Annotated in this window: 14 protein-coding genes; 8 read left to right on the top strand and 6 right to left on the bottom strand. The window is 63.6% G+C overall.

Going from position 1 to position 26,776, the window contains the following annotated elements:
* The first annotated feature begins 91 nt into the window (after positions 1-91).
* From HPY44_14645 to HPY44_14635, 3 genes are all read left to right on the top strand, one after another.
* Entirely contained in the window at positions 92-808 is a 717-nt protein-coding gene (locus HPY44_14645; GenBank protein ID NSW57250.1) for a peroxiredoxin, read from the top strand.
* A 367-nt stretch (positions 809-1,175) separates the two neighbouring features.
* Positions 1,176-4,016 carry a mechanosensitive ion channel gene (locus HPY44_14640; GenBank protein NSW57249.1) on the top strand — a complete coding sequence of 947 codons (2,841 nt, stop codon included), beginning with the start codon at positions 1,176-1,178 and terminating at the stop codon, positions 4,014-4,016.
* Positions 4,017-4,102: 86 nt separating this feature from the next.
* Positions 4,103-5,275 (top strand): hypothetical protein, encoded by a 1,173-nt coding sequence (locus HPY44_14635; protein ID NSW57248.1) that lies wholly within the window; start codon positions 4,103-4,105, stop codon positions 5,273-5,275.
* A 136-nt stretch (positions 5,276-5,411) separates the two neighbouring features.
* Here HPY44_14635 and HPY44_14630 read toward each other — a convergent pair whose 3' ends face one another.
* Complete coding sequence (locus HPY44_14630; protein NSW57247.1) at positions 5,412-8,507, bottom strand: CehA/McbA family metallohydrolase; 3,096 nt, start codon at positions 8,505-8,507, stop codon at positions 5,412-5,414.
* Between the two features lie 285 nt (positions 8,508-8,792).
* Between HPY44_14630 and HPY44_14625 the strand changes: the two genes are divergently transcribed.
* Positions 8,793-10,520, top strand: coding sequence for a hypothetical protein (locus HPY44_14625; GenBank protein NSW57246.1), 1,728 nt, complete (start codon positions 8,793-8,795; stop codon positions 10,518-10,520).
* A 34-nt stretch (positions 10,521-10,554) separates the two neighbouring features.
* Here HPY44_14625 and HPY44_14620 read toward each other — a convergent pair whose 3' ends face one another.
* Positions 10,555-12,162 (bottom strand): DUF4038 domain-containing protein, encoded by a 1,608-nt coding sequence (locus tag HPY44_14620; GenBank protein ID NSW57245.1) that lies wholly within the window; start codon positions 12,160-12,162, stop codon positions 10,555-10,557.
* Positions 12,163-12,340: 178 nt separating this feature from the next.
* Between HPY44_14620 and HPY44_14615 the strand changes: the two genes are divergently transcribed.
* On the top strand, positions 12,341-14,338 hold the full coding sequence (locus HPY44_14615) for a hypothetical protein (protein ID NSW57244.1): 1,998 nt from the start codon (positions 12,341-12,343) through the stop codon (positions 14,336-14,338).
* 173 nt (positions 14,339-14,511) lie between these two features.
* Here HPY44_14615 and HPY44_14610 read toward each other — a convergent pair whose 3' ends face one another.
* The gene (locus HPY44_14610) at positions 14,512-16,350 is read right to left on the bottom strand and encodes a carbon starvation protein A (GenBank protein NSW57243.1); all 1,839 of its coding nucleotides are present in this window, start codon (positions 16,348-16,350) and stop codon (positions 14,512-14,514) included.
* Between the two features lie 400 nt (positions 16,351-16,750).
* A complete protein-coding gene (locus tag HPY44_14605; protein ID NSW57242.1) occupies positions 16,751-17,839 on the bottom strand; it encodes a Gfo/Idh/MocA family oxidoreductase in 1,089 nt (362 codons plus the stop codon).
* Positions 17,840-18,131: 292 nt separating this feature from the next.
* Between HPY44_14605 and HPY44_14600 the strand changes: the two genes are divergently transcribed.
* Entirely contained in the window at positions 18,132-19,121 is a 990-nt protein-coding gene (locus tag HPY44_14600) for a zinc-binding alcohol dehydrogenase (protein ID NSW57241.1), read from the top strand.
* A 1-nt stretch (position 19,122) separates the two neighbouring features.
* A complete protein-coding gene (locus tag HPY44_14595; protein NSW57240.1) occupies positions 19,123-20,058 on the top strand; it encodes an aldo/keto reductase in 936 nt (311 codons plus the stop codon).
* A gap of 145 nt (positions 20,059-20,203) precedes the next feature.
* On the opposite strand, the gene HPY44_14590 is transcribed toward HPY44_14595, so the two are convergent.
* Together HPY44_14590 and HPY44_14585 are read right to left on the bottom strand one after the other, a co-directional pair.
* Positions 20,204-23,047, bottom strand: coding sequence for a hypothetical protein (locus tag HPY44_14590; protein NSW57239.1), 2,844 nt, complete (start codon positions 23,045-23,047; stop codon positions 20,204-20,206).
* 46 nt (positions 23,048-23,093) lie between these two features.
* A complete protein-coding gene (locus HPY44_14585) occupies positions 23,094-26,432 on the bottom strand; it encodes a discoidin domain-containing protein (protein NSW57238.1) in 3,339 nt (1,112 codons plus the stop codon).
* A 192-nt stretch (positions 26,433-26,624) separates the two neighbouring features.
* Here HPY44_14585 and HPY44_14580 point away from each other — a divergent pair.
* Positions 26,625-26,776 (top strand): hypothetical protein (locus HPY44_14580; GenBank protein ID NSW57237.1); only part of this gene is annotated, 152 nt, incomplete at its 3' end.

The following is a 26,776-nucleotide window of genomic DNA, read 5'->3' as shown; positions in this document are numbered from 1 at the left end:
GCGTCACGCAAGGAGTGAACCGCTCGCCCGGCGAATTAGCACCTTGTCGTGTCGTTTTTACCAGCCCAGATCGACATGAGGATGTGGTTCTATGGCTGACGAAAAGAAGAAAGGCTGTGTCGAAGCCGCGGCCGGTCCACTGGGCGCGGAGAAGGAACTCGCAACAGAAGCGGCAGCTGCCGCACCGGCAAGGAGTTCAGCGATGAAAGTGGCGACCATCGGCAAGGAGGCCCCTGACTTTGAGGCTGTTGCGTACCATCGTGGCGAGTTCAAGACCCTGAAGCTGTCCGAGTACCGCCCGAAGTGGGTGGTGATGTGTTTCTACCCCGCTGCATTCACCTTCGTATGACCGACGGAGCTGGCGGCGGTCGCCGTCAAGTACAATGAGATTGCCGGGATGGATGCAGAAGTCCTCGCCGTGAGCACCGACAAGCATTTCACCGCGAAGATCTGGGACGAAGTCGAACTGTCGAAAATGGTGGAAGGCGGCATACCGTACCCCATGGTTGCCGACCCCACGGGCGCAATCGGCCGGGTGTACGGTGTCTATGATGCCGTAGCGGGCCTGCACAACCGCGGGCGCTTCATCATCGACCCGGATGGGATCATCCAGGCGATGGAGATTCTCACCCCCTCCGTCGGCCGGAACGTGTCCGAGCTCATCCGCCAGTTGCAGGCTTTCCAGCGTGTGCGCGAAACTGGAGAGGCCACGCCTTCGGGCTGGCAGCCGGGCAAGGCCACCCTGAGCCCCGGCCCGGACCTCGTGGGCCGCGTCTGGGAAGTCTGGAAACCAGACGAAGCCTTCTGACAGCATCACAGGCGGGGCTGTGTCCCCTGCGGCCCCGCCCGTTCCTAAGCCCTGCCCACTCCCTCGTTGCCCCACTCGTCGGGCCGCGTGCCCTCGAGTATTCGCCCCCGAATGTTGAACTGGCTACGCGCCGTATCCAACGCTATCGGTGGGAAATCACTGCTGAGGAATGGGCGCTGTGGGCGTGACCTGTTCACAAGTGAGTTACGAGACCGCCAACTGGAATCGGCTGCTTCTTATCAGGAGGCAGGGCAGGTCTGATCGAATCTTGGGTGAAATAACCTCAGCAAAGTCTGTGTCCACCGACCCGGCAGGGGCAGCATTGGGCATCCGCATGTAACCTCGCCGGCACCGGGGAATGTAGCCCATGATCAGAATGAGTCCCGGCAACAGCATCTTCCCTGCGGTTCTGACCCTTTTGCTGGCCTCGACAGCGATCGGCCTCGCGATCGCGCAGGATGAGAACCGAGCGCCCGAAGCTCCAGGTTCCATGCATGCGTTGCCTGGACCCGGCGGGAACCGCGATGTCTCCGCGGATGGCACTTCATCGGCTCCGGCCCCAGAGGAGGTCGACGCGCCGGATGCCCCTTCTTCCGCATCTCCGGGGCCTGCGAATGGGGATGCAGTCGCGGAGCCGACTGATGCAGGGCCAGCGACCTCGGCAGAAGGCGAGGCGGGATCTTCAGACAGCGAGATGTACCGGGCTGCGGAGGGGGAGCAGGCCCCGGTTCAGACCCCGGAAGCCGAGGAGCCCTCGGAACGTGTCAAGGCACCGGTCACGCGCTCGCGCCGGCAGGCGGAGGTGATCGGGGCCCTGGAATCCCTGTCGCGACCGGAAGCCGATGGCGGAAGAGCAAGACCCGGGCAAGCCGCATTGAGCAGCGACGCCCTCACTCACAAGGTCGTCTTGTGGCGCAGTGAATTGCGCATGACGGCCGCCTTGGCTGCGCGCCGGCTTCGCGAACTGGAGAAGGAAAACAAGAGGCTTGAGAAACTGGGAGTACATCTCCCGTGGGCGATACGTCGGGGGCGTGTCAGGCCTGCGCAGGGGCGTGAGGAGCGGGAGCGGTTGATCGCCGGGCAGGAACGCTTCGACGCTTTGTACGACGAACTCACACAGGCCGCGCAGGATGTAGGGGCCGAGATAGACGCATACAGCCGAGCTCTTGAGCGTGCCCGAGCTCTGCGGCTTGACCGGACGCTTGTGAGCACCCTGGAATCGGGGATCCCGCTGGCGACTCAGGCAAAGGCGGACTTCCAGGCGGCCGCACAGATGGCTGTGGCTAACGCACGTCTGGTGAGTGACATCGTTCCCCGTCTGGACGCCGCACTGGAGGTCGCCGAGACCCGCGGACTATTGCGTCGCAGCGAGGTCCGCATCACCGCCCAGACGCCTGTGACGGCCGCGGACGATTTTCGCCGGTTGATTCGGTCAATCGGCGCCTACCTGCGCACAGGGGTCTGGCCGGGTGCTGAGTTCGAGCCCGATGACGGTACGCCGCCATCGTGGCCGATAACCGAACTCGCCGGGCTCGGGCTGGCCGGGGTGCTGCTGGCGGTCGGGTTCCGGCGGCTGAGGCGGCGTCTCACGGATGAAATGGGAAGCCGGCTGGAGATGCTGCCACAGGAGCAGCGCGATCTCACCCTCTGGCGCTATGCCCGTGGCTTTGAGATAGTGCGTGCCGCCCTTGCTTTCGCGCTGCTGGCCGCGGGAGTGCAGTCCCTGCCCCTCTCGCCTTCGGGGTCGCTGTCGCTTACAGGGTTAGTCTTTGCCTGGTGCGCGTACGCGGCGGCGAGACCGCTGGTGCGCATTGTGCTGGCTCCTGGAGAAGAGGGCTTCGGCCTGCTGCGGTGTGACGCCGCGACGTCCCGGCGCACTGCGACCGCGGCCCACGCCATCGCGGTCTACTCGGCACTGCTTCTGCCAGTAATCCACACCCTCGCCCTTTACGATTATCCCCACGCCGACGTGGAGCTCGCGCTGAAACTGCTCTACGGTCTGGGCGCGGTCATCTTCCTCATCTGGCTGACAAACTCTGCACGCGGTTCGTTGGCGCTCATCGGCAACGCTTCCGGGCAAGCTGCTTGCGGTCTCCCCGAATGGGCGACGAGGCTCAACGCATTCGTCTCGCTGGCCGCGGTGGCTCTGCTTGTAATGACAGCGATGGGTTACGCCAACCTGAGCAGCTACCTGGCGCGTTCCCTGGTGCTCAGCGCTCTGTTCGTGGCTGTTGCGTGGCCGGCATATGGTCGCCTCAACCGGGAGCTAATGACCCGGTTCCCGGTGACACCCCACGGTCCGGCGGGCTTAGTCCACCGACCATGGATGCAGCAGGTCATCCGGCTTGCCTTCGTGCTCCTCAGTGCCCTGCTGCTCGCTCGCATCTGGGGAGTCCGTCGCTATCATCTCTACGACCTCATTGCCTTGGTGTCACAGCCGCTGATTGATGTCAAGGGCGCGCAGATATCCATACTCGCCATCGCCAAAGCGATCCTAGTATGGGTGGTTGCCTCCTGGGCGGCAGGGTATGCCCGGCGTTGCGTGCAGGAATCTGCCGCCCTATCCCAAAGGTGGGATCACGGCACCCGGCACGCCGTGGGGAGTGTACTGTACTACTGCCTCCTGGCAGGGGGCATCGTGTTGGCGATTCTGGTGGCGGGGATGCAACTGAGCATCCTCGCCGCTTTCGCCGGGATGTTCGGCATCGCCATCGGCTTCGGAAGCCAGGATATTGCGAAGAACACCATCTGCGGCCTCATCATCATGCTGGACCGGTCTATCAACGCCGGCGACTATGTTGACGTGGCCGGACAGAGCGGCACCATCGCGGATATCACCGTGCGTTCAACCACAATTCGGACCCAGGACAATCGCCTGGTGGTCATCCCTAACTCCGTCTTCTACACCCAGAACGTGGTCGTCTCGAGCCAGCGGGATCGCCGGGTGCGCCTGGTGGTGGACGTCGCTGTTGCGCCGGACACAGACTTTGACACCGTTGCCGAGGTTCTACGTGAAGCCGCAATCTCTCAAGATTCGGTACTAGATACCCCCGAGCCCGAGGTTCTGTTCAGCAAGCTCGCGGCGAACGGTCTGAACCTCCAGCTTGTCGCGTGGACCGACCACATCGACAGTCTGCCCACGGTGCAGGGCAGGCTCATGCACAGCATCTGGCGCGCTCTGAAGGAGCATGACATCGCCCTGGTGTAGCCTGCCGGCAGTGCGTGATGGTCAGGAGACGAGGAAGCCACTGGACAGGGAACGTCCCGATTACACCGATAGAGGAATGCATCGCTATGCACGAGACAAGGATCGGCGAGACGGAGCACTTCTGGTACCGGCTGGGGCCGGAAGACCGGTACATCGATTCCCAGCTGGACAACAAGGCCTTTGCGTACACGGAGGGCAAGGTGATGCTGTCTGAGGACAACGGGCACACCTGGCCCCACGTGCTGGACTTCCCCGATGCGCGCGACATCACTTTCAGCTGCATCCTGAAATGCGGGAACATCGTCTTCGCCACGGGTTCGAGACTGTACGTCAGCACGGACAACCTGCGAAGCTGCGAGCAGGTAACCGTGAAGGACGTGGATGGGAGCGACTACCTGCCGCATACGCCCAAGGACCCGGAACGGCCCGGCTGGTACTTCCACACCCTCCCGGGCACCAATTCCTTCGATGTGAACGGCAAAGAGATGCTGATCTGGGGCAACTACTGCAATGTGCTGGGGGGCGCCGCGCCAGTGAATATCTACTACTCTGTCGACGGCGGCCAGACGGTCAAACTCGCCTATGCCTTCGGCCAGAACCCGTACACGCGGGATAATGGCTCTCCAGGAGGCGGTCCCGAAGGCACGCTGCTGGGAAACCCCGACAACCCCATTCGCTGCCGGCACCTTCACACAGTTGTTTACAATCCCGCGGAGGACGCTTTCTATGCCTGCACCGGGGACGCAGACAGGGCAGAGTTCCTTGAGTGCCACTGGCTAAGAGGAACGTACGATGCGGCGACAGACCAGTGGGAGTGGAAGGTCATCATCACCGACCATCTGAACTCGCGATACAAGGCGGGCGGAATCAACTTCGTGGACGGACAGCTCTATTGGATCAGCGACTCAAACGGCCCAGAGCCTTACGACCGGGGAATCTTCCGGTGCGACCCGGCGGACATCGGAGATCGTACAAAGCATACGCTCCTGTTCAACCCCGGGGTGGAATCCGGCGCGATGATCATCCAGGATGGGGTGATACTGGCCTCGCACTGCGCCCCGGCGTCGCCGTTGGATACCGGCATCATTATCTCGCTGGACATGGGCGAGACGTGGGCGCAGTACGACCTGAAGGAGTTCGGCAAGCGTTCGCCCACTCGCTTCCACGAGAAAAACAGTGAAGGCTGGTTCCGGATGGACCTGCGATCCGGATGGATCGAGCGCGCCGAGGTGCTCTTCCTGAAGCCGAAGAATGGGTGATCAGTCACAACCTGCTACTCAAGTCGATTGGCCACGTGAGCCTGGATGATCCGTATCCAGGCTCACGAAGCAATGGGCGACGATGACCCAGCCCTGGTCGGGCGGCGGCTGATGGCCCTTGGTGGCTATCCGCGTCTCACCGTCCCTGAGCTTCAATACCCTTGCTGGAATCGCGCTTTCCTGCACCGACCAGTCGCGCCTCGGCCTCCACCTTGCCGTCAGCAGCCAGGATCCGGCAGATGAGGTCGCCGGCGGGTGCGCCTTCCGGCCGCCAGGGCATGGTGATCCTGCGCTCCTGCCCCGGCGCGAGTTCCGGAAGCGTGGCTTCTCCGATCAACCTGTCTGGTTGGTACTCCACCAGCGGGATTGCAAGGGGCAAGGACTGGGTCGGTCCCAGGCGACTGTAGATCTCCGCCGGACGACGTGCACCACCCCGTTTCGCATCCAGGGTCAAGCGCGTCGGCCTGCGGGGATCGATCTTTACCCACAGGTTCAATCCATCTCCAGTGCCTGCCTCCGCATCCGTCCGCCAGCGGATAACCCCGGGCTGCGGTTCCTCGTAGAGATCAGAGCTTTCAGCATGGAAAGGCGTCCAGATCCAGCCCTGCCCGTCTTCCAGTCGCACTTCACCCTCGCACTGCCGTGATTCGTCGTCCCCGCCCCATCGGATGAAGACGTTGAGAGAGGTCTCGTCCACCGGCCAGCGCCAGACCTGAAGTCCGGCCTGGCGGCTCATGAGGCCGCCGATGCCCGAGGGTACCGGAACGGCCTCCCGGGCAACCGGAGTGGAAGGCATATGGTCCACGAAGAACTGTATCGTCGCGACACTGGTGGCGACCGCGCCGTCATTGCGAACGGTCACAGCGACAGCGTTGTCGTCTTCGATGTCCAGGTTGTCCAGAGCCAATTCGGGGCGCGGTCCGGCATTGCGTACGAAGATGGGAGAAGACCACGCCATCTCACCATCGCGCTGGGTGACCCGAGCATAGTAGTAGCCGTCGCGGAATCCCAGGCTGTCGGCGCGATACTCGGTCTCGCAGTCCGGGCCCTCAGGACGGACTCGGTGGCAGACCTGCCCGTCGCGGATGATCTCCACCGCGCCCAGGTCCGCTGTCCCGTGCACGCTTACCCGGATGAGCGGCGGCGCGGTGGCGGTGATCTCGCTTCCCATGGGCTGTCCGTCCGCGGTCACATCGAGGAGAATGCGAGCTCCTGTCGACGCGTAGCAACGCCGGCTGCGGAGGGCCTCGAAAATGCCCTCTCGATCCAGTGATTCCGCGTATACCCCAGCAAGGAACCCCACCCGACCGGCGTGGGCAGTGTGGTCGTCACTCGAAGCGATGAAGCCGATCCTAAGCCCCCGTGCAAGGGCATCCTGGGCAAACCCCCCGGGAAGCGACGGTCCCATGGGCTTGTTGGCTCCGTACGGGCGTGGATTGTCCATGACTTCGCCATTGCCGTGGGCGGAACACATCTCGACCACCGGCACGAAAGCGGGATCGATGCGACCCCAGTCCGTCCCGCGCAAGCCCACGGGGTAAGCCGGGTGGTGCGGGATTACGATGCAATTGACGCCCTGCAGCATGGCGAAGAGGTCTTCCGCCTGGCCGCTGCGGGGCACGCGGATCGGTTCGTCGTCCCGGACGAAATAGACATTCTTGTCTCCGTGTTCGGCATTCGACCATTCATATCCGAGAATGCTCACGAACCGGCCCGATTCATAGAACCTCCTGGCCATTTCCTGGATATGGCGCCACTGGTCTTCGGGGTAGCTGTGCCCGACATGGTCCGCGCATGCACAGAAGTCCAGCCGCGCGACATCCCGCGCGTACCAGTACAGCCCTTGGACAGAACCGGAGCCGTCGACGGAGTTCTCGGTGTGGCAATGGGTATCGCCCCAGAGCAGTCTCCAGCGGGGCGCTTTCGCGCGCACCCGCACCGGGTTGGATTCCCCCGGGTGCATTCGCAGGACGAGGGGCATATCGGGGCCCACCATGATGCGGCAGACCTCGAAGGATGCGAGCACCACGAACTTGCCAGGCTCGGGGCTGTGGTACATGCCGAGGGTCAGCGCATGCTCACCCGGCGGGATATCCCGGGGGATTGGGCAGAGGCGCTCCTGTGTGTAGTCACCGCCGGGATGCCACTGCGTGGTTGGGGGCGCAGGATCATAGTCCCAGTTGGCCAGCGCTCGGCCCTGCGGCGGACGGCGTTCGAGATGGCAACTGATCCGGTAGTCCCGGGATGCTGCGGCGGTGCCGGCATTGCGCCAGACTGGCCTGATCGCGAGAACGCTGCCGGGGGCTGCTTTGACAGCCGAAACTTCGACGCTCTGCAGGGCCGGGATGAACTCCGGGTCGGCCTCGGCGTCGGGACGCGTCTGTGCAGAAAACTCGGTGACGACGGTCGGGGCCGTTGCGGTGCCGATTCCGGCTGATGCTGTGATCTTGTGGATGCCTTCGCTTGCGAAGACTACCTCCGCCGGCGCCACGCAGCGTTCGCCTTCAGGGAAGCGAATAGAAACCGGTTCCTGCAGTCCGGCCCCGGTCAGGAGCACTTCGCGTGGCCCCGATGTGGCCAACTGGTCCCGATCATCTCGCGCCGAGACCGCAATGCGCACCGGGGCGCCAACCACCGCGTCACTGGGTGCAAAGACCGCGATCCGGGTAGCCGTGCCGCCGGCGAGAGTCAAGCGCGGGAACTCGGCCAAGGGCGCGAACTTTCCGTCCCCGTCGGTGTCCGAGTACATCCTCACGGGCAGCTCGTCACCTTCATGGGGGCGCATCTGCCCGCCCGGGCCCCCTTGGGATCTGTCCCCGTAGACGATGGACAGGCTGTCAACCGGGGCCAGCCCCGGTTCGCCCACCAGCACCTCAAGTTCCTGCACATCCTGCCAACCCTGGCGTAGATCCCGCACTACTCGCACGGTGATGGGGACTACCGGGTTGGAGCAATGCGCAGTTGTGTAGTTGGGGTCTGTTGGGCGATCTGTCTGGGGAAGAGCGAAGAGCCTTATGGGGAAGCCTGAAAGCGCCAGGCGCAGTCCGCCGCCGGGCTGAATGCCCTCCGGGCCTGGCCGGTAAGTGATCGTCCACGTGTCCCGCGTCCCCGCGACTGCCGGGGTATCGGGGGCGATGGTGGCGCTGCCCTCCCCGTCTGCCCATGCCGGGCCGGGCGTAATGCGCCCCAGAAGCCCCACAGCGATGACAGCGACGATCGTCCGTCTGGTCATGTCCTGCGCCCCCTTCGGTGTTTCCTGTGCTGCCCACAGATTGCGTCTTCTGAGACCGCCACACCTGCCTGCGCAGTCACCGAAAGGTTCGAACTTCAGCGCCCCACGGCACCCGGGGCCCATCATCAGGCAACAGACCGGCATCTTCGCTCCAGGCATTTTCTCATCACGGCGCGCGCTGCTCCCCGCCAAAGGAATGCCCGCAAAGAAAGGCGAAGCAGATGAGGAGCAATAGAACGCCGGTGGACCACCTGAGAACTTCAATGAAGAGGAGATCGCACCTCAATGCCATGCGCCAGGGCCAGACCAATCGGAGTGGTTCCGCAATGGGCTCTTGCCGCGACCATCTGGGCGCTCGCCCTGTGCTCTGGGTTGTCTGCGCTTGCAACCGGTGCCCCTGTGGTTGTGGACCTGGAGCCGACTGCGCCGGCGATCCCGGAGCCAGGAGTGCCGGCGCTCTGGGCGAAAGTGGAGGATGCGGACCGCATGGCCCCGGGCCTGAGAATTGCCCCCGCGAAGGACTGGCAGTGGGTTGTCAGCCCTGGGGACGAAATCGCATTGACCGTGAGCGCCGAGGGAACAGGGGACAGGGCGGTTCTCACCTTCTGGGACTGGAACTGTCGTCCGGTTGCGCAGCACCGGATCAACGTGCCGGCTTCGGAAGTCGTTGCGGTCCGGGTAACCGGCCGGGGCACTTACCTGCTGACGCTGGATGCCTTCTCCGGGGACGTGTGCAAGGCGCGGTTGGCGAGGAGCTTCAGCGTCTGCCCCTCCAACCTCGACCGGCGTGAACAGTGGCGAAGGGGCGAGCTCCTGGTGGGAACATGCAGTTTCCCCGGCCGCCAGCACTGGCGAAATGACTTCGGGCCGGCCAATCCTCCGGGTCTCAGCGAACAGGAGGCGAGGGAGATGGACGCGGACCTTTCCGCGCGCCTGGGGATGGTGCTGGTGCGGCCGGACCTTCCCGTCTCCTGGCCTGCCGCCGACAGAGAGATGGATTTCACACTGGCCGACAAGTGCATGGAGTGCTTCACTTCCCGGGGTTTCAGGCTGGCCCTGCAGATCGGGTTTCCGCTGGAAACCGGATGGACCCTCATGCCGCAGTATGAGGCGGTGACTGACCCGAAGTGGCGCTATCCGCGACGGGAGGAGGTTGTCCGCAAGTACGCTGAAGCCGTTGCCGCCCGATATGGTCCGCACTCGGAGTTCATCGAGCTATACAACGAGCCGGACAATGCCGACTTCTGGCGCGGCACGGTGCAGGAATTCGTGGACACTCACCAGTGGATGGCCGAATCGGTGCGCAAGGGGTATCCGCAGGCGACCATCATCAGCGGGGGACTGTGTCTCGTGGACCCGGAGCGCACTGGGATGATAGCGCGGGGAATCAGGCCCTGGGTAGACGCGGTGGGCTACCATTCCCACGGCGGCGTGGACAATCTCAGCTCGGTGATGGTGGCCATGCGCGCGGTCCATGCGGCGTCAGGGTATGACAGGCCGACCTTCATGAACACCGAGATGGGTTTCGCCAACTGGCGGCTGGATATGGAGCGCAACTCGGCGGCAACCGCGGTTCAGAAGCTGCTCTTCTGCTGGGCCCACGGCAACAAGGCAGCGCTCCTTTATTGCAGCCGCGATATCGGCGGGCCTCGGGGCTCCGGCGACTGGGGCTACATCGATTACTTCATGTGCCCGCGATTCACATACGGAGCGGTCGCCGCGTTCATGGATTACTACGCGGGGGCGACATTCGCGGGGACTCTCACCGAGCGGAACGGCCTGTACGTGTACGAGTTCCGGAAGGGCGATCAGCGACTGGTGCCGGTCTTCACGGCTGGCGGAGACGCCCGACCTGTGCGGCTGGAGACAGACGCGCAACGGGTCTTACTCCTCGACCCAATGGGCAACGCAACCAGCGCCGAACCGATGGACGGGGCTGTCGCGCTTACGGCCGGCCTCTATCCGCAGACGGTGGTGCTGGAGGGGGCCGGCCGGGTATCCGTGTCTCCTTAGCGATCGCTGCCCTCCATTGGTTCGACGCGACACCTTACGGTTCCCGCTCCACGACCAGCACCCAGTCCCGCAGAACGTTGGGCATGGGGGCCTGCCAGCTGCCGTCCGGATCGGGGCTGAAGCTCCCCAGGTCGCGCCGGCTGCCGTCGGACGGGTTCAGGTAAAAGCCACGGTAACGCTGTGCCGGGTCCAGGCGCTTGACCACCGGGATCTCCCCCGGCGCAAGGAACCAGTTGGTAGGAACGTAGATAACCCACAACTCGCCCGGCACCCAGGCCGCGAATGGGTGCCAGTGCCGCTCCGGCGTCCAGTGGGGCTCCACAAGTTCCGGGCAGGGCTCGAGCCGCCACCACGGCAGGCTCGCGAGGAACTGCTTGCCCAGCCCTATCTGACCCGACCCCGGCAACTGGTACGCCTCGGTCCACGGCCTGTCTCCCCATGATAGACCGTGGGGCGAGGGACCATACGGCCGCCCTGGTTCATTGACCTGCCAGATGCCATTGGCCCCATAGGTATGGCCGCAGGCCCCGGAAAGTATGCAGGCCCAGAACATGAACCGCTGGATCTCCTCGCGCGAGGATTCCATGATCCCCTCGTAACAGACCTCCGAGTTGATCACGGGCATACGCGGCTCCCGGGCATATTCGCTGGTCATGAGGTTCACGGTATTGGGCACGCTGTCTCGTCCGCCGTGGCCCGTCTGGAGCCAGTTGATATCCAGGAGGCTGTCGTCCTCGACCTGGTCGCGCCCCACGCTCGTCGGGTGGATCGTGATCGGTCGCCGGCAGGGGTCCAGGTTTCGCACGTACGCCGCAATCTCGGTCCAGCCACTCTTCTGCAGCGCCATGTCCTGCTCGCGGGTCTGGCTCAGATAGTAGGGCATAGTGGCCTCGCCGGCCAGGCACCAGACCACTGGATAGGCCCCGTAGCGGGCCACCAGATACCGCCAGTGCTGCTTGAGACGCTCTACACCCATCCAGGGCAGGAAGTATCCCCAGCAGCCAACGATGCAGGGGACGAGCCCGGCCTCCACCAGCGCCGCGATCCGCTGGTCCGCCAGGTCCCAGTACTCGGGCACGATTCGGCTGAAGTCTTCTTCCCAGGGATACCCGAACTCATTGGCGCCTCGTTCATCATGCCACGGCATGTCGGGGTAGAGGCCTGCGATGATCTGGATCACCGAGAAGCCCTTGCGTACCCGGTCGGCCAGCAGTGTCTGGAAGCCCTCCGGCCACGACAGGCGCTTACACAGGCCCATCCACCAGGTGTCAGCCAGCCAGAAGAAGGGGTTGCCGTCGGCGTGTACAAGGTACCGGCGGCTGTCATGAACACTGAGGGGGCCGTGCTGCAAGAGCGCGTTCTCGCCACGGTAGAGGTCAGCCCGCAACTCACCCTCGACACCGTGCAGGCCCGTGTCCGACGAGTCAGAGCAGATACTCCGGAGCCTGTAGAGACCCGGTTCGGGCGGGGCGAACCGGGCTTTCCAGTTTCTGCCGCCGCACCAGAAACCGGGCACGCGCCACTCCTGCCCACGCGGGCCGGAGACCAGGATATCAAGCGCCAGCTCATTGAAGGGATCGGCGTGTTCCTTCGCTGCGGTGTATGACCACTCATTTACGCAGTTTACTGTGCCCGGTTGCATGGTACTCTGTCCTCCCTGACAGGCTGACGGACCCGCTCCGACGGTGCAGCAAGTGATTCTTCCACGCCCGCTTCACCGCAACCTGCCGCGTAGCATCGGAGGTCTTTCGCGCGCCTCGTCGAAGATGCACCAAACCTGGGGCGACGCAAGTCATGTTGCCTCTAGAATGGAGCTGCCCATGGGGATCCCCGCCCTCGCGGTCTTTCTTGCATTGGTTTCCGCCGTCGGTTCATTCGGCCAGGAGAAGGATGTCTACTATCGAGACATCTACCCAGACACCTGGGTGGCCACTGACGCTCTGGGGCGAACCATGCCGACACTCGATGAGGTGGGGCCGGTGAAGACCGACCAGCGGCGGGTGGTGGGCATCTTCTACATCACCTGGCACAGCGACTCTGCCCACGGGATGAAAAGCCCGTACTCGGCGGATGTGGCGAAGATCCTCGCGAAGGACCCCTCTGCTCGTCTCGATGCCAATCATCCCCTCTGGACGGAAGGCTCCTACCACTGGGGCGAACCGGAGATGGGATACTTCCTGAGCAAGGATGAGTGGGTAATCCGCAAGGACATGTCAATGCTCGCGGACGCCGGGGTGGACGTGCTGGTGATGGATGTGACCAATGCGGTGCGTTACTGGGACGAGTGGGACGTTGTCTTCCCGGTGATGCAGAAAATGAAGGCCGAGGGGAACAAGGTGCCACAGTTCTGCTTCTGGGCCTTCAATGGACCGGTCATCACCGTAGTGCAGGACCTGTACGACCGCATCTACAAGACGGAGAAGTACAAGGACCTGTGGTTCATGTGGGACGGGAAGCCGCTTCTGCTGTACAACGCCAATCCGAGTGTGGATGCCAATGGCGGCGGGGTGCGGAACCCCAATCCACATTATGACCCGTCCGCGAAGACCGATCCGCAGCACCCGCACTACGGCGACCCGGACTATGCCGACGAGTTCTACAAGGACTACAGCAAAGAGGTGAAGGAATTCTTCACCCTCCGCACCATGTGGTGGGGCTATTACGAGTGGGCTGGGAAACGATTTGTGGGCACTGAGGACAACTGGAGCTTCGGGCTGGATATGAACGACAAGCGAGTGGCGGCTCTGAGGCCCGAAGAGCGTGTGTCGACTCACGAGGGCATGAGGGAAGAGGCGGCGGTAACCCCCGCGCAGCACCCGTCAAGCCTGGTGGGTAAGTCCTGGACGGTTGAGCACGGCCAACCGGAACTGAACGAGCAGGACCTACCTGTGCCGACATATGTCCCGTGGCTCGGCAAGACCGTCGAGCATCCGGAAGGATACGGCATCTACTTCCAGCAACGGTGGGAGGAAGCTCTGTCGGCCAACCCGCAGTTCATGTACATCAATGACTGGAACGAGTGGACCGCCGGCAAGTACCCGCCTGCTCGGGGCACCAAGTTCCCCTTCATGCGCCGCCAGAGCGACTATTTCTTCGTAGACCAGTACAACCCCGAGTTCAATCGCTGCATCCAACCGATGAAGGGCGGCTACACGGATAATTACTACATGCAGATGGCCCAGAACATTCGGCGTTACAAAGGAGTGCGCCCGATCCCGGAGCTGAGTGGGCTGCACAACATAACCCTAGATGGTGACTTCGGTGACTGGGAAGCCGTATGCGTTGAGTACCGAGACACCGCCGGGGACACGGCCCACCGCAACTACAATGGCTATGGCGGTCTACATTACGCCAATGACTCCGGACGCAACGACATCCTCACCAGCAAGGTGGCCGTGGATGAGGGCACTGTTTTCTTCTATGCCGAGACAGCGGCACCCCTGACGCGCCACACCGACCGAAACTGGATGCTCCTGCTGCTTGATGCGGACAAGAATTCATCCACTGGCTGGCACGGGTACGATTTCATCATCAACCGGCACGTGTCCAGCAAGCGCAGGACAACCCTGAAGCGCTGGTGTCCCGACGATCCTGCGGGCCCGTGGGTGAACGTAGCCCACCTGGAATACCGGTATGCGGGGAATGCGCTGGAACTCGCAGTGCCACGGGCTCTGCTCGGCCTGGCCGGCGACGAGTTCATCTTCGACTTCCACTGGTGCGACAACCCTGCAGACCTGCTGGACGTGATCTCCTTGTGCACCGATGGGGACAGCGCACCCAATCGGCGCTTCAACTACCGTTGCATCTGGAAGCGATGAGCCTTTCGACAACTTGCGGATATGGTCGCCCGGACGCGCTGGGTCAGCACTCCGTCGGGAGTGCTCTGAGCCCCTCTGCAAGAGGGGCAAACGCTCCGCCCCTGCGCAACATCCCTTCGGCTTCAACGGTCCCGGTCAGTCACTGCCGGGATGTCCGCCTTCGCCACGCGCCTCTAGTCCGCGATTTCCGTGCCCTCGGCCAGGCGCAGGAGGTCCTGGTCGGAATCGATCTCCGGCAATGGCGCGCAGTTTCCGCACAGGAGTTGGCGCCAATTACGCGCACATTCCCAGCAGATGACCACCGCGAGGATCATCATCATCACTGCCAGCAGGCCCTTGAGATAGTCGGGTTGCGCGCCGAGAAGCATCTTCTGACTGAACTGAATACCTGACGCGAACACGGTGACAGCCAGGAAAGTGAAGGGGAGAAAAGTCGTCAGCGCATAGGTTTTTTTCGCGGCGTGGCGGAGGATGTACGACGTCCCTACGGCGAGTGCCACCACGGCCAGCAACTGGTTGGCGATGCCGAACATGGGCCAGATGGTGGCCACGGTCCCTCCTCGCACCAGAATGAACCAGCCGAAACTGACCAGGAAGCTGGTGAGTATCACACCCGGCAGCCATGTTCCGCTCTTTAGTGGGGCGTATGCGCGCCCGGCAATTTCCTGCAGGATGAAGCGGGCCACGCGGGTGCCGGTGTCGATGGTGGTGAGGATGAACAGGGCTTCAAACATGATCGCAAAATGGTACCAGTAGGACATCATCGCACCCATCCCGGGCAAGTTGCGGAAAATCTGGGCCATGCCAACCGCAAGGGTCACGGAGCCGCCCGTGCGGCCTACCAGTGTTCCCTCACCGACCTCCTGGGCGATGCGACTGACCTGCTCCAGGGTCTGTGCGGACGCCTGGTATTTCGCGGGGTCGGCGTTGATGGTGAAATAGTGCTCGGGCAGCAGTGTGCAGGCTGCCACGAGAGCCATCAGCCCCACAAAACCCTCTACCAGCATGGCTCCGTATCCGATGGGCAGGACATCCCTCTCGTTGCTGATCATCTTCGGCGTGGTGCCGGAACCGATGAGGGCGTGGAAGCCGGAGATCGCTCCGCAGGCGATGGTTAGGCACACGTAAGGCCAGACGGGACCGGGAACCACCGGTCCGCCACCGGACAGGTACTCGGTGGTTGGCGGGATAGCAAGGTGCGGGTTGACTACGAAAATCCCGATCGCGAGAAGGCCCACGGTCCCCAGCTTCATGTAGGTTGATAGATAGTCGCGCGGGCACAGGAGCATCCACACCGGCAGGACCGCGGCGATGAAGCCGTATGTGGGTAGCGCTATCTCCAGTTGGGACTTGGTCAGTGTGAACCACGAGGCGATGGAGCTGCGGGAGATCGGGTCTCCGGCCACAACTGCCAGCAATAGCAGCAGCACACCGATGGCGGAAGCCTCGGCCACGCGGCCCGGGCGGATCCTGTAGAGCCATTGCCCCATGAGCAGCGCAATGGGGATGGAGCAGGCGATGGTGAAAACCCCCCAGGGACTCTCGCCCAAGGCATTGATCACCACCATCGCCAGTCCAGCCAGGGCGACGATGATGATGAACAACGTGGCGAAGGCCGCGCACCATCCGGCGGTCTTGCCGAGGTAGCGCTCGGCGATGCGCGAGATCGATTCGCCTCGATTGCGCACCGAAGCGAACAGGATGATGTAGTCATGCACCGCGCCGGCGAAGATGGCGCCGATGAGAATCCAGATGGCGCCTGGCAGGTAGCCATACTGGGCTGCAAGCACAGGTCCCACAAGCGGTCCCGCGCCGGCAATGGCCGCGAAATGGTGCCCGAACAAGATCCAGCGATTGGTCGGATGGTAGTCCTTGCCGTCGCGATGGGTGAATGCGGGAGTCTCGCGGGATGCGTCCAGGGCTGTGACTCTGGCCGCCAGGAAGGCGCCGTAGAAGCGGTACGCCAGGCCGAAACCGCACAGACCAAGCAGGAGCAGATATACTGATGGCATACAGGACCGTCCATACATCGGTAGGGAAGTGTGAGCCGGGGTCGATGATACACGCTGTCCCCGGTAGCCGCAAGAGTGGGAGCGCGGGTTGCACCAGGTCATGCTCAGAAGGGCGGACAGAGCCGGCGCACCTGCCGGCGGATGGTCCCGGCGGCGGTCCGGAGCTTCTCCAGCGCCGGTGCCTTCGCCGTCGGAGAACGCCTTCTGCAGGCGCAGGGCGCAGATCCTTGCGGTCCACTCCGCGCCTGCCGCAAGCAGCCGGCATGAGGCGGCAATGGCTGGACAGAGCAGTACCGTCAGCGAGGGCGCATTCGGGACGCGTGTGACGGCGCGGCTCTCGAGCCGCAGGGGCACCTTTCCGGGACAACGTTGTCGCGCCCCCACCACAGGGCAACAAGCCCTACAGTTTGAACTCCGGCACCTCCACCGGTGCGCCGCCCTTCGATCGTGACACCTCGGACAGTAGACCCGGCGCGGTGAGATTCAGCGCATCCACCACGTCCACCGGCGGGCGCGTGTCATCGAGGATGCAACGGGCGAACTCCTCCATCATCAGCGGGGCCCCGCCGTCGTAGCTGTCGTTCACGGCCTCTTCGGGCAGGTTCTTCCACGCATCGGGCAAGTAGTCCGCGTAGTTCCACAAGCTCTCCCAGGTTCCCGGGTCGGTGCGCCCATGCACGTAGACGCGGTGCTCCTCGCCTGCTGCCCGCGGGCCTTCGTATGCCGCGCCGGTGCCCTGAAGGCCATAGTAGGTGTAGTTATTAGGCCGGTCGGAGAAGAAGTCCAGGCGAATGCGGATGAGGCGGCCCCGGAGTGTTTCCAGTAACACGGTGCAGGTGTCATCCGCGACCGCCCAGGGAAGGTGATGTTGGCCTGAACCCATGCAGACCACGTTCTTGATGCGTTCTCCGAAAGCCCAGTAGAGCGGGCCGAGATCGTGGGTGATGTAGTGGTGCCCAAGGCGCATGGCCAGTTCCGCGGTGCGCCATGTGTACCCGTCTTCAAGCGGCGGGAGGCCGCCTTTGAATTCCTGAATTTGCTCGGATTCCCCGTAGTAAACCTCGCCGAACAGCCCCGCGCGGACCATGCCCATGACCACAGACCACGGCCGGAACCAGCAGTAGTTCTCGGCCATCATGTATTTCCGCCCGGTGGAGCGCACAGTCTCCAGCAGTTCCCAGCACTGGTCCATGCTGGTGGCGGCGGTGACTTCCGACAGCACATGCTTGCCGGCCTTCAGCGCCTGCACGGAGTGCTCCACATGCAGCGGCATGGGCGAGGCGACCACCACCGCGTCCACGTCGGAATCCAGAAGCGCCTCATATGAAGTGAATGTGCGCTTGACCCCGGTGGCCGCCGCAGCGTTCGCCAGCCGCTCTTCATTCGCATCGCAGATTGCCGCCAACTCTGCGCTGGGGGCAAACCGTATTGCGCGGGCCAATCCCGCGCCGCGTCCCGCACCCAGCACTCCGATCTTCACGGTCTCCATGACTGAACCTCGCCTGTCATCTGAACTGTCCGGGTCTCCCGCAGTAGCGGTTGGACCAGGTTTCCGAGAGTGACATTTCAACCCTGGAACGCCGACACCTCCCGGTTAGGGGGACGGGAGACGGTCGGGGGGACCAATGACTCGGGGGCAGACTCACTCTCGAACGCAGCGGCGGAGAGGTGAAGATCGAGTGGGTGGCGAAGGTCTACCACCGATGCCCAGCATACTTGTGCTTTGCATCGACCACCCTTTGACGGTGGGAGCCGGCCTGCGCTGCGATTGGAGGTCATGAGTGAAACAGGCGATTCTATACGGTGCAGGGGACCTGCGGCTTGAGGATCGGCCGCTGGAGACCGGCAGTCTGCGCGATGGCCAGATCTACGTGAAAACGGAAGTGACCGCGTTTTCCACGGGCACTGACCTGGGGAACTATGAAGGGCGCTCGACGGAGCTGCCCGGCGCTCCTGATTACCCCCGCGCGGTGGGCTATTCCAATGTGGGTCGCATCGTCGCCGATGGCCGGCGCGTGTTCTCGATGAAGCCGCACCAGTCGGCCTTCATTGCGGAGCCCGACGATCTGCTGGTTCCCGTGCCGGATGGGGTCAGCTCCGAGCAAGCATCGCTCGCGTACTTGACACAGCTTGGTCTCGCGGCTCTCCGTCAGGCGCGGTATGAAACCGGCGAGAACGTGGCAATCATCGGCCTCGGGGTCATCGGTCTCGCCACTGCGGGCCTTGCGAGAGCGATGGGAGCGAAAGTCGCGGCGATCGCTAATTCCAGCGTACGGGCGGAAGCTGCCTTGAATGTGGGCGCCCACGCGGTTTTCCAATCACAGGACCTGGCCTCTAGCGACCTCGTTCCGCTGTTCGGGAGTACGGGCGCCGATCTGGTCATTCTCACGGCGAATACCTGGGACGCGTACCGGCTCGCCGTTGAGCTTGCCCGACGTGGTGGGCGCGTAAGCGTGCTGGGATTTCCCGGTCGCGCTCAACCGCCGCCGGACTTCAATCCCCTCGATGCTCAGTGGTTCTATGGCAAGCAACTCACGCTTATTGGTGCGGGCTCATCTCCTCGTGTGGAGTGTGCGCCGTCGGACCTGCGGTTCAACCTGCGCCGCAATCTCGAGTACATCTTCGATCTCATGTCCAATGGGGCGCTGCAACTGGAGAGCCTCATCACCCACAAGCTTCCGGCGGCCCGCATGATTGAGGCCTACGAGCTTGCCCGGCAACACTCCAAGGAACTCGTGGCCGCCGTGTTCGATTGGCGAGAGGAAGACTGATATGAAGCGACGACGTCTTGGCAAGACGGATTTGATGGTCTCGGAGATCTCGTTGGGAACCGTGGAACTGGGCATGGCCTACGGCATCGACCCGAAGGGGATCGATGCCCGTCCGGATGAAGCCACCGCGGCCAGTGTGCTCAACCGCGCGCTGGACCTGGGCATCAACTACATCGACACCGCGCGGCTGTACGGGGCCAGCGAGGAGATTATCGGCAGGTCCCTGCGGAGCCGTCGCAACGAGTATGTCCTGGCCTCGAAAGTCCCGCTCTTCGCCGATGAGGGCCTCTGCGGGGAGGCCCTGAAGCAGCGCATCACAGGCTCGGTGCATGAGAGCCTGTCGGCGCTGGCCACAGATGTCATCGATGTTATGATGCTGCACAGTGCGCCGTCGGTGCGGAGTGTGCCGCCGGAGTTCCGCGAGGTGCTCGAAGGCTTCAGGCAGCAGGGCGCCATTCGCTATCTGGGTGTGAGCGTGTACGGGCCGGACGAGGCGCTGGCTGCGATCCGCTGCGGCTGGTATGACTGCGTCCAGATTGCTTACTCCATGCTGGACCGGCGCCCTGAGGAGAAAGTGCTGCCGGCCGCGGTGGAGGAGGACATCGGCATCGTGGTGCGGTCGGTGCTGCTCAAGGGCGTCCTGACCCACCGCGCCCAACTCTTGCCCGATGCCCTGGCATCTCTGAGAGAGGCCGCAGGCAAGCTGGAGGCGCTGGCCGCCAAGGCCGGCATCAGCCTGCCCGAGATGGCCTACCGGTACGTGCTGGCACAGCCGGCCGCCCACACATCGCTGGTGGGAACATCGCGAATCGAGGAACTCGAGGCGGCTGTGGCATACGCGGACCGTGGCCCGCTCCCCGCGGACCTGGTCGAAAAAGTGCGCGAAGTCGCGGTGGCGGACGAGGCCCAGCTGAACCCCGCGAACTGGCCGATATAGGCGTGCCTGAAGACTACTTGTCGAGCACCACCGCCTCCGCGGCCTTGTCCCCCAGACGAGTGATCACATGATCCATGGGACTGTTGCGCAGTATGGTCCCCGTGGCGGATTCGCAGGCGCTTTCCCCTGTCTGGCGCGACGGGCCCTATTCCTTCAGTCGGAAGACCTGCACGTCCTGCGGCGCCAGGCTCACGTTTAGCCGGTTCCCGTCGAGCGTCGCGGCCTCACCGGTGGTTGCCTCCAGAAGCGGTGCATTCTCGGAGAGCCCAAGGCGTTCGAGGTCCACCGTAACCAGTGTCGCGAGCGGGCTGTCGGAACGGTTGAACACCGTGAGATATACCGGGCCCCTGCCGGGATCGCCGAAGCGCTCGATACCGACGAAGCGGTTGCGGCTGCGGGCGGCAGTGATCGGCTCCCATCCGGCTGCCTGCAGCGCCCGGGCAATGGGCGTATACCGCTTCATGGCGTCGCGGTTGAGCAAGGTCTGGTAGTTCGCATACCCGCCGGGCATGAAACCGTAGCGCAGGTGCCACTTGATCCAGGATGCTTCCTTGTGCGCCTCCTGCACGGGCAGGCTGCAGACTGGCTTGTGGTACGCGAGGGTCCGCGCGAAAGGCGCGAGGCCCCCGATGTTCCACTCGTAGCCGTGGATGTCCAGAAGCTGGTAAGTGAAGGGGAACTGTGCACTGCAGGTATTGGCGATGATGAACTTCCCCTGAGGGCGCAGACGCCGGGCGGCTTCGCGGGTCCATTCGTAGGTCGTGAAGTTCTTCAAGATCGCCGGTTCGCCGGTGGATGTGTCGAAAGTGAGCGGGATTGTGCTGTATGCGAACTGCTCCCGCCTGCGGCCAAGCGCAGTGTCACCCACGTGGAAGTTGTCCATGGCGATGCCGTCAATCCGTCCGCCCGTGGATTCCATGTGCTCCTGCGTGCGAGGGAGCCAGAAGTTGAGGAAGAAATCGCCCACCCCGCCGGGTATCGCGGGGTTGGCATTGCACGGCACGTACTTGGCTACCGGGAAGCCCCACTCTCCGCTGTTTACGCTCCCGTAAATGTGACCCGCGGGGTCATAGATGAGCGACTTCAAGTACGCAGTCGCACTGCGCCGAAGGACCGCCTCGCGGTCCCCCAGGTACGCGGCGTAGGGATGATCATACTTCCACTTCGGGATCGGCTCGGTGCGCGCGGGATCGGCTATCCACTCCAGGCGCTTGATCACATCGTCACTGGTGGCTGTCTCGTATTCTTCCATGGTCTGGTGCATGTTGGTGGCTTCGATGTACGGGAAGGCGTAGATTCCGTGGTCGTTGTCCCACTTGCAGGCTTCCGGGCCCCTGAGCCCCCAGTGGTAAGCGTAGCCTAGCTCGGCGATGTCGGGCACATCGGCGCAGTTGCCCCAGCAGACCCAGCCGCCGTCTCGCTGCACGCGCTTCTCGAAGAACTGCGGGAACATCCGGTAATACTTGTCGGCGCAGGCCCGGAACCCCCAGCCAGGCTCAAAGGTGAAGATAGAGAGTGAGAAGCCGGCCGACGATGGGAACTGCCGCGTCTCAGCCGTAAGCGCCAAATCGAATGCCGCGTAGAACTGGGCTGTCTCGCTATTGTAGACCAGCCTGCATTGGCGCGGCTCATCCAGCGGGATCGCAAGCCCAATCTCCGCCGGCCCACTCAGGGATGCGAAAGGATACTGGGAATTGGTGCCGTTCGCACCTGCCGGGTAGCCTGTGTCGGCGGCAGCTGAGATATATTCATCGGGGTTCCGGGTGATTCGCGAGGCCTCGATGGAATCGCCCCACTCCCAGGGGCGATCCTTGCGCACTGGCAGGGCGAAGTACGCACTGATCGCGCGGTCTTCGCCGGTGGTGTCGTGGAGTTGGACGTTGATCGAGATGCGGTCCTGCAACGCCCTGTAATTCGCGGTCACTTCGATGCCCTGCACCAGAGCCTGTTGCTGAACTGCGCCATCAGCCAGGCGCGTAACACTGCCCCCGACCGGCTCGGGTTGGCCACCGGCGCGGAAATCCCGCAGGAGCAGACCCGAGATCGGGAAGTCAGTCACCGGCAGCAGGGACTTCCTGCCGGCGGGGTTGTCACCCTTGTCGAGACTGAGACCGGCGATGCGCCCGTCTTCGGTCAGGGACACAGCCAGGCCGTCGGCGGTCCGCAAGTTGTGAGCGGGGATCCGCGGACCGAGGTCCTGCAGCGAGGCGTCCCAGTAACGTCCGTCGAAATACGGGCGGATCGACTGGGCGCTCTGCGACGACCGGTAGACTTCCTGCACCTGGGCAGCGGAAAGGGTGTCGAAAACAATGAAGCGCACGTCAAGCGACTGCCCTTGGCGTAGATATGACGTGCGGGGCGTGCAGAGCAGGTACGGGAATCCGGGCACCTCACCCTCTGCTATGCCTTGACCACTGGCGGGGGCCCGGCCGATTCGTCCGTCGCTGATGACACCGTAGCCGATTTCGGCCTTTGGGTCGGCGATGAGCATCCAGCGCGCCCGCGGGGTAATGTCCCACTGCGTCGGCGCGAAACTTCGCGCGGGATGCGTCGGGGTGGTGTACTGGGTGACCGCCCGCGTAAAGGCCCAGAAATAGTAGCACCCGCCGCCGCCCTCCTCCATGCGCCGAACGCGCGAGGCAACAGTGAGCGCCGGGCTGCCCGCGTTGACCTCGAGCTCAAGCTCCAACTGGTACTTCGGCGCTCCCTCGGTAAGGTCCCAGGTCGCGGCGACAACTTTTCGGTCTGCATCGTCCGCGAGCACGGCAGCCGAGGTCATCTTCGCGGGCAAGAGCCAAATGCCCTTACCGGTCGCATCGGTGCCGGCGATATTCGGCCGCATCCCCAGCGGCCTGATATTCCCGTCATCGCCGATGGTGTACGTCCTGTCCCCGGTCTGCAGTTTGATCTCGTGCTCGGAGATGGAGACCGCAAGGTCCTTTGCGTGGGACGGACATCCCAGCAGGCTCAAGAGCAGCAAGACAAACATGCGCGCACCTCGAGTAGTGGAGCAGTGGCCGGCTCGGCATCATGGATTACTTCGGCACTTCGATGCGGCTCAGGAAGTAGAGATTGTACGTTGTGGTGTGCGAGACACTGGACCAGCGCACCATCCGCGCGGCCTCGGTGGGACCCTCGAACCGGAGGGTCTTCGCGTCCGACCACAGCGTGGTGGCTCCCTGTCGGTCCACGGCGAACGTGACGGTGTGGTCTCTCCCGGCTTCCAGCGGGAAGCTGATCCAGTCAGAAGCGATTTCCTGACCGGCTCCGAGTTCCACGGAGTTCGCCGCACCGAAGGTCACCGGGGTGCGGGTGCCGGTCTTCACGTTCACTGGATCAACGGGGTCCGTCACGCCGATGCTCACGTCTCCGATAGCAATGCTCCCCTCCGCGCCACCGCGAAACACAAGGCGGATCCGGTCTCCGCTCGCCTTGATTGAATCTCCCTTCAGGATGACCCGCTGGGCACCCACATACCCCCAGGAGGGCATGTCTGTCGCTGCCGAGCCGGTCTGATCCTCGGCAGTCCATGCAGGGCGAGTTTCCGCTGGCGCGTCCGCCACAGGCGCCTCAACCGCGGGGAATACCATGACCTCTACAAGGTGTACCCCTATGTTCGCGGAGTTGCGGATCATTTCCACTCGCACATATCGCGCTCTCCGCGGCGGAAAAGAGAGCAGCTCACCTGCGGCTGTCGCCGGCTTGCTGTTGTCGCTGCGGTCCGCGACAGTCTCCCAATTCTCTGCATCTGGCGAGACCAGCACCCGGTACTGGTAGGCGCGCTTGCCTTCACCGCGGTCCCAGTAGGTTACTACGCGCACGCGGTCGATGAGACGCTCTTCGCCCAGGTCCACCTGCCACCAGGCCGGGTACGGCGTGGCGCCCCAGTACGAGGACAGGCTCACATTGCCGTCACAGGCCGCGGCGGGGGGATTGCCGGGCTCGGAAGCGCTTGCGGTGGCAGTGCACCCCAACGCAATCCCGGTTCGTTCCACGAGAGCCGCCCAGTTCTCGGCGCGATCGGCGCGGGTCATGGGCAGGCTCGATTCGCGCCACAGGGGTTCCGGCTTCCCACCGGACTGCACATATTCATCGAATCGGCGACGGTTCTCTCGCTTCCAGTCATCCACCGCGGCGTCGTAGCTCAGCCTGGGCATGTCAAGCGGCCGGTGGTAGCGGAGGGTGACTCGCCTGGCCTGGGAGCCGACCACGACCTGCGAGCCCTCCCCGATGACGGGTTTTTCGATCACCACCGGCTCTCCATCTGCCTCGGCGGACAGGCCTTCCACGAACCAAGGCAGGTGGATGACTATACGCTCGGGCGGCGTCCGCCACTGGTGGCGCAGGCGCAGTTCGAGAGCACCTTCGCGGGCGCGGGCAATGAAGGATATCTCGCCGAAGTCCGTGGGCGCGTAGCGCACGCTGAACCGGCTGCCCGGCTTGAGCCACTCCGGGGAGACCACGCTGAGCAGGTGCAGATCGCCGGACTCTTCGCGCACCAGCATGTTCCGCAGCAGCCCGATGTACTCCGCCGCGAACCAGCCGTGGGGCGGAAAGTTGCCGCCCGGATCGCGGTTTCCCCAGGGCACGACGCCGAACTCGAACCCCGCATTCGCGGAACTCGTGTGCACCAGGATGCTGTAGAAATCGGCCAGCGCATCCCGCTGGCGGCCGATGGCGACCAGGCCCTCGGTGCACTTCATCGTGTCATAGTGGTGCAGCAGGCCCGGGCGCAGGCCCCGGCCGTAGGTCAGCAGTCCTTCGGCGTACTTCTTCTCGCGCACGGTGTCCGCGGTCGTGCTCACTTTCGGGTCAGTGACATCGAGCGTGCCCCGGGCCGGCACTCCGCCCCGCGGGTAGAGAGAAATGAGATTGTCCCAGTCGCAGCCCTCGGACGCATCCAGCCCCGGCGGAATGTACCCCCCGGTCTCCGCGGTGACTGCGCCAAGGTGTTCCAGGAAGCGTTCTCTGTATTCGTTATGCCACTGCCGGAACTGCGCCGCATCCGCCGTCTCTCCGAGGGCATCGGCCATTGCGATCATGTCGCGCATGCCGGTGAGCAGCCAGAAACTGTGGCCGGTGTAATGGCCGTCGATGGCCTCATTGTCATACGGCGGCGCTTTCGGTACGAGCCCCAGTGGGTCCTTCGCCACCTCCGCAAAGACGCCGCGCACGTGGTCAGCCAGGTATGGGTACATCCGGCGCGCCCAGTCGTTATCCCCGGTAAGCCGCCAGTGGGACCCGAAAGCCCACAATGTCTGGCCGTAGCCGTCCCACTGCGGCGGCTGGCAGATGATCCCGTTGGCCTGGCGGCAGGTCAGAAAGTGGTCCAGGCCCTGCCGGGCCCAGTCATGTCTTCCGGCCAAGTCGAACGCGTTGACGATATACGCTCCGTCACGCACCCAGAAGTAGTGGTACTGGAAGCGGTTCACCGTGGGGATGTAATCCGCGCCCTCCCTCCGGCGGGCGATTGCGAGGTACGCGAGACTGGCCCTGTAGACATCCACCGGCTTGGACTCCGGAAGCTCGATCTGCATGCCCTTGTCCAGGAACCGCCGCCACCAGCGAAGAGTGTCGTCCAGGAGCGCCTCAAAGGAAGCTTCGCGCAGGTCGGCAATGGCCTTCTCGTCGACAAGCGCAATGGGATCATACGGAAACCTGAAGTCCAGAACGCGCTCCGCGCCGGGCTCCAGCGTCACATCATAGCGCACCATACATACCGGGGTAGTTGCCGTGATCGCCTCGTCGCGCGCCTCGATGGGACCAGCACCCTCGCGATCCGGTACGATGAACCGGCGCGGTGACGGGTCCGTGGGAAATGTGTAGATGAGCTCGTCGTTCCGCGCCGCATAGTCATCGCCCAGGGAATACCGCGCCGACAAGACGTTGAACGGTCTGCGCATGCGTTCGCAACAGCCGGGCCCCTCCGCGCGGACTGCCGTGGCGAAAGAGGCCCTGGTCGTTGCCTGCCCGGCATTATACAGACGCACCCGGACGAAGTTGATCAGGTTGCTATCGGTGCGCCCGTCAAGGGTTGCGGCGAACATCGTGGTCTCGTAGTCGATGTCACCGATGCGACTGGTGCCGGTCACGATCGGTATCGCGCCCTCGCGCAGCACCTGGATGCGCTGCCGCAGGGGTGCGAGGTCATCGCCCGCGAAGAACATGAGCTGAGCCGACCCCGTCCAGAGCCAGCCCTCGCCCGTGACCTGGGTGCCCTGCAGGGCATCGGCGACCCCGAGAACAGTGCTGGGTCGGCTGAAGTAGCAAAACGGTCCGGGGGCGTCATCGATGGCCGGATCGATGGGCGCTGCTCCACTAACGAGAGGAAAAGCCAGCGCGATCAATGCGAGCAAAAGACCCTGTATTGGCATGGGGCACCAGTCCCGAATGAGAGTGCGCGGACGCAGTTTCTTTTCGCTGGCCGCAGATTGCCGTCCTCCCTCTGCGAGTCCGTACCGAAGTCTAATGCCGGGGCGTGAATTTTGCTGAGAACGCAGGGAGCTACCCTTTGTTCGGAGAACGGTAGGTTGTCACCCAAAACCAATCTCCGAGGGGGTAGCTCCGTGAGCACAGTATCGATAGCGCCGCTGGATGTCAACACGTACGAGCGGGATGAAGTGTTTCGTGGCTTGATCGGAATCGTTGAAGGTGTGGCGTGTGAGGCGCTCGAGTCTCTGATCAATGGCGTGCTGGATGATGAGGTCACGCACGGGCT

Source organism: Armatimonadota bacterium, from assembly GCA_013314775.1.
GTDB lineage: Bacteria > Armatimonadota > Zipacnadia > Zipacnadales > JABUFB01 > JABUFB01.
This window is presented reverse-complemented; position numbering and strand designations above follow the sequence as displayed.

What these genes read in the sequence shown, in the direction of transcription:
- HPY44_14615 (NSW57244.1), top strand. Translation starts at nt 12,341, where the DNA reads ATGGGGATCCCCGCCCTCGCGGTCTTTCTTGCATTGGTTTCCGCCGTC.
- HPY44_14585 (NSW57238.1), bottom strand. Translation starts at nt 26,432, where the DNA reads ATGCCAATACAGGGTCTTTTGCTCGCATTGATCGCGCTGGCTTTTCCT.
- HPY44_14590 (NSW57239.1), bottom strand. Translation starts at nt 23,047, where the DNA reads ATGTTTGTCTTGCTGCTCTTGAGCCTGCTGGGATGTCCGTCCCACGCA.
- HPY44_14605 (NSW57242.1), bottom strand. Translation starts at nt 17,839, where the DNA reads ATGGAGACCGTGAAGATCGGAGTGCTGGGTGCGGGACGCGGCGCGGGA.
- HPY44_14610 (NSW57243.1), bottom strand. Translation starts at nt 16,350, where the DNA reads ATGCCATCAGTATATCTGCTCCTGCTTGGTCTGTGCGGTTTCGGCCTG.
- HPY44_14595 (NSW57240.1), top strand. Translation starts at nt 19,123, where the DNA reads ATGAAGCGACGACGTCTTGGCAAGACGGATTTGATGGTCTCGGAGATC.
- HPY44_14635 (NSW57248.1), top strand. Translation starts at nt 4,103, where the DNA reads ATGCACGAGACAAGGATCGGCGAGACGGAGCACTTCTGGTACCGGCTG.
- HPY44_14620 (NSW57245.1), bottom strand. Translation starts at nt 12,162, where the DNA reads ATGCAACCGGGCACAGTAAACTGCGTAAATGAGTGGTCATACACCGCA.
- HPY44_14630 (NSW57247.1), bottom strand. Translation starts at nt 8,507, where the DNA reads ATGACCAGACGGACGATCGTCGCTGTCATCGCTGTGGGGCTTCTGGGG.
- HPY44_14625 (NSW57246.1), top strand. Translation starts at nt 8,793, where the DNA reads ATGCCATGCGCCAGGGCCAGACCAATCGGAGTGGTTCCGCAATGGGCT.
- HPY44_14640 (NSW57249.1), top strand. Translation starts at nt 1,176, where the DNA reads ATGATCAGAATGAGTCCCGGCAACAGCATCTTCCCTGCGGTTCTGACC.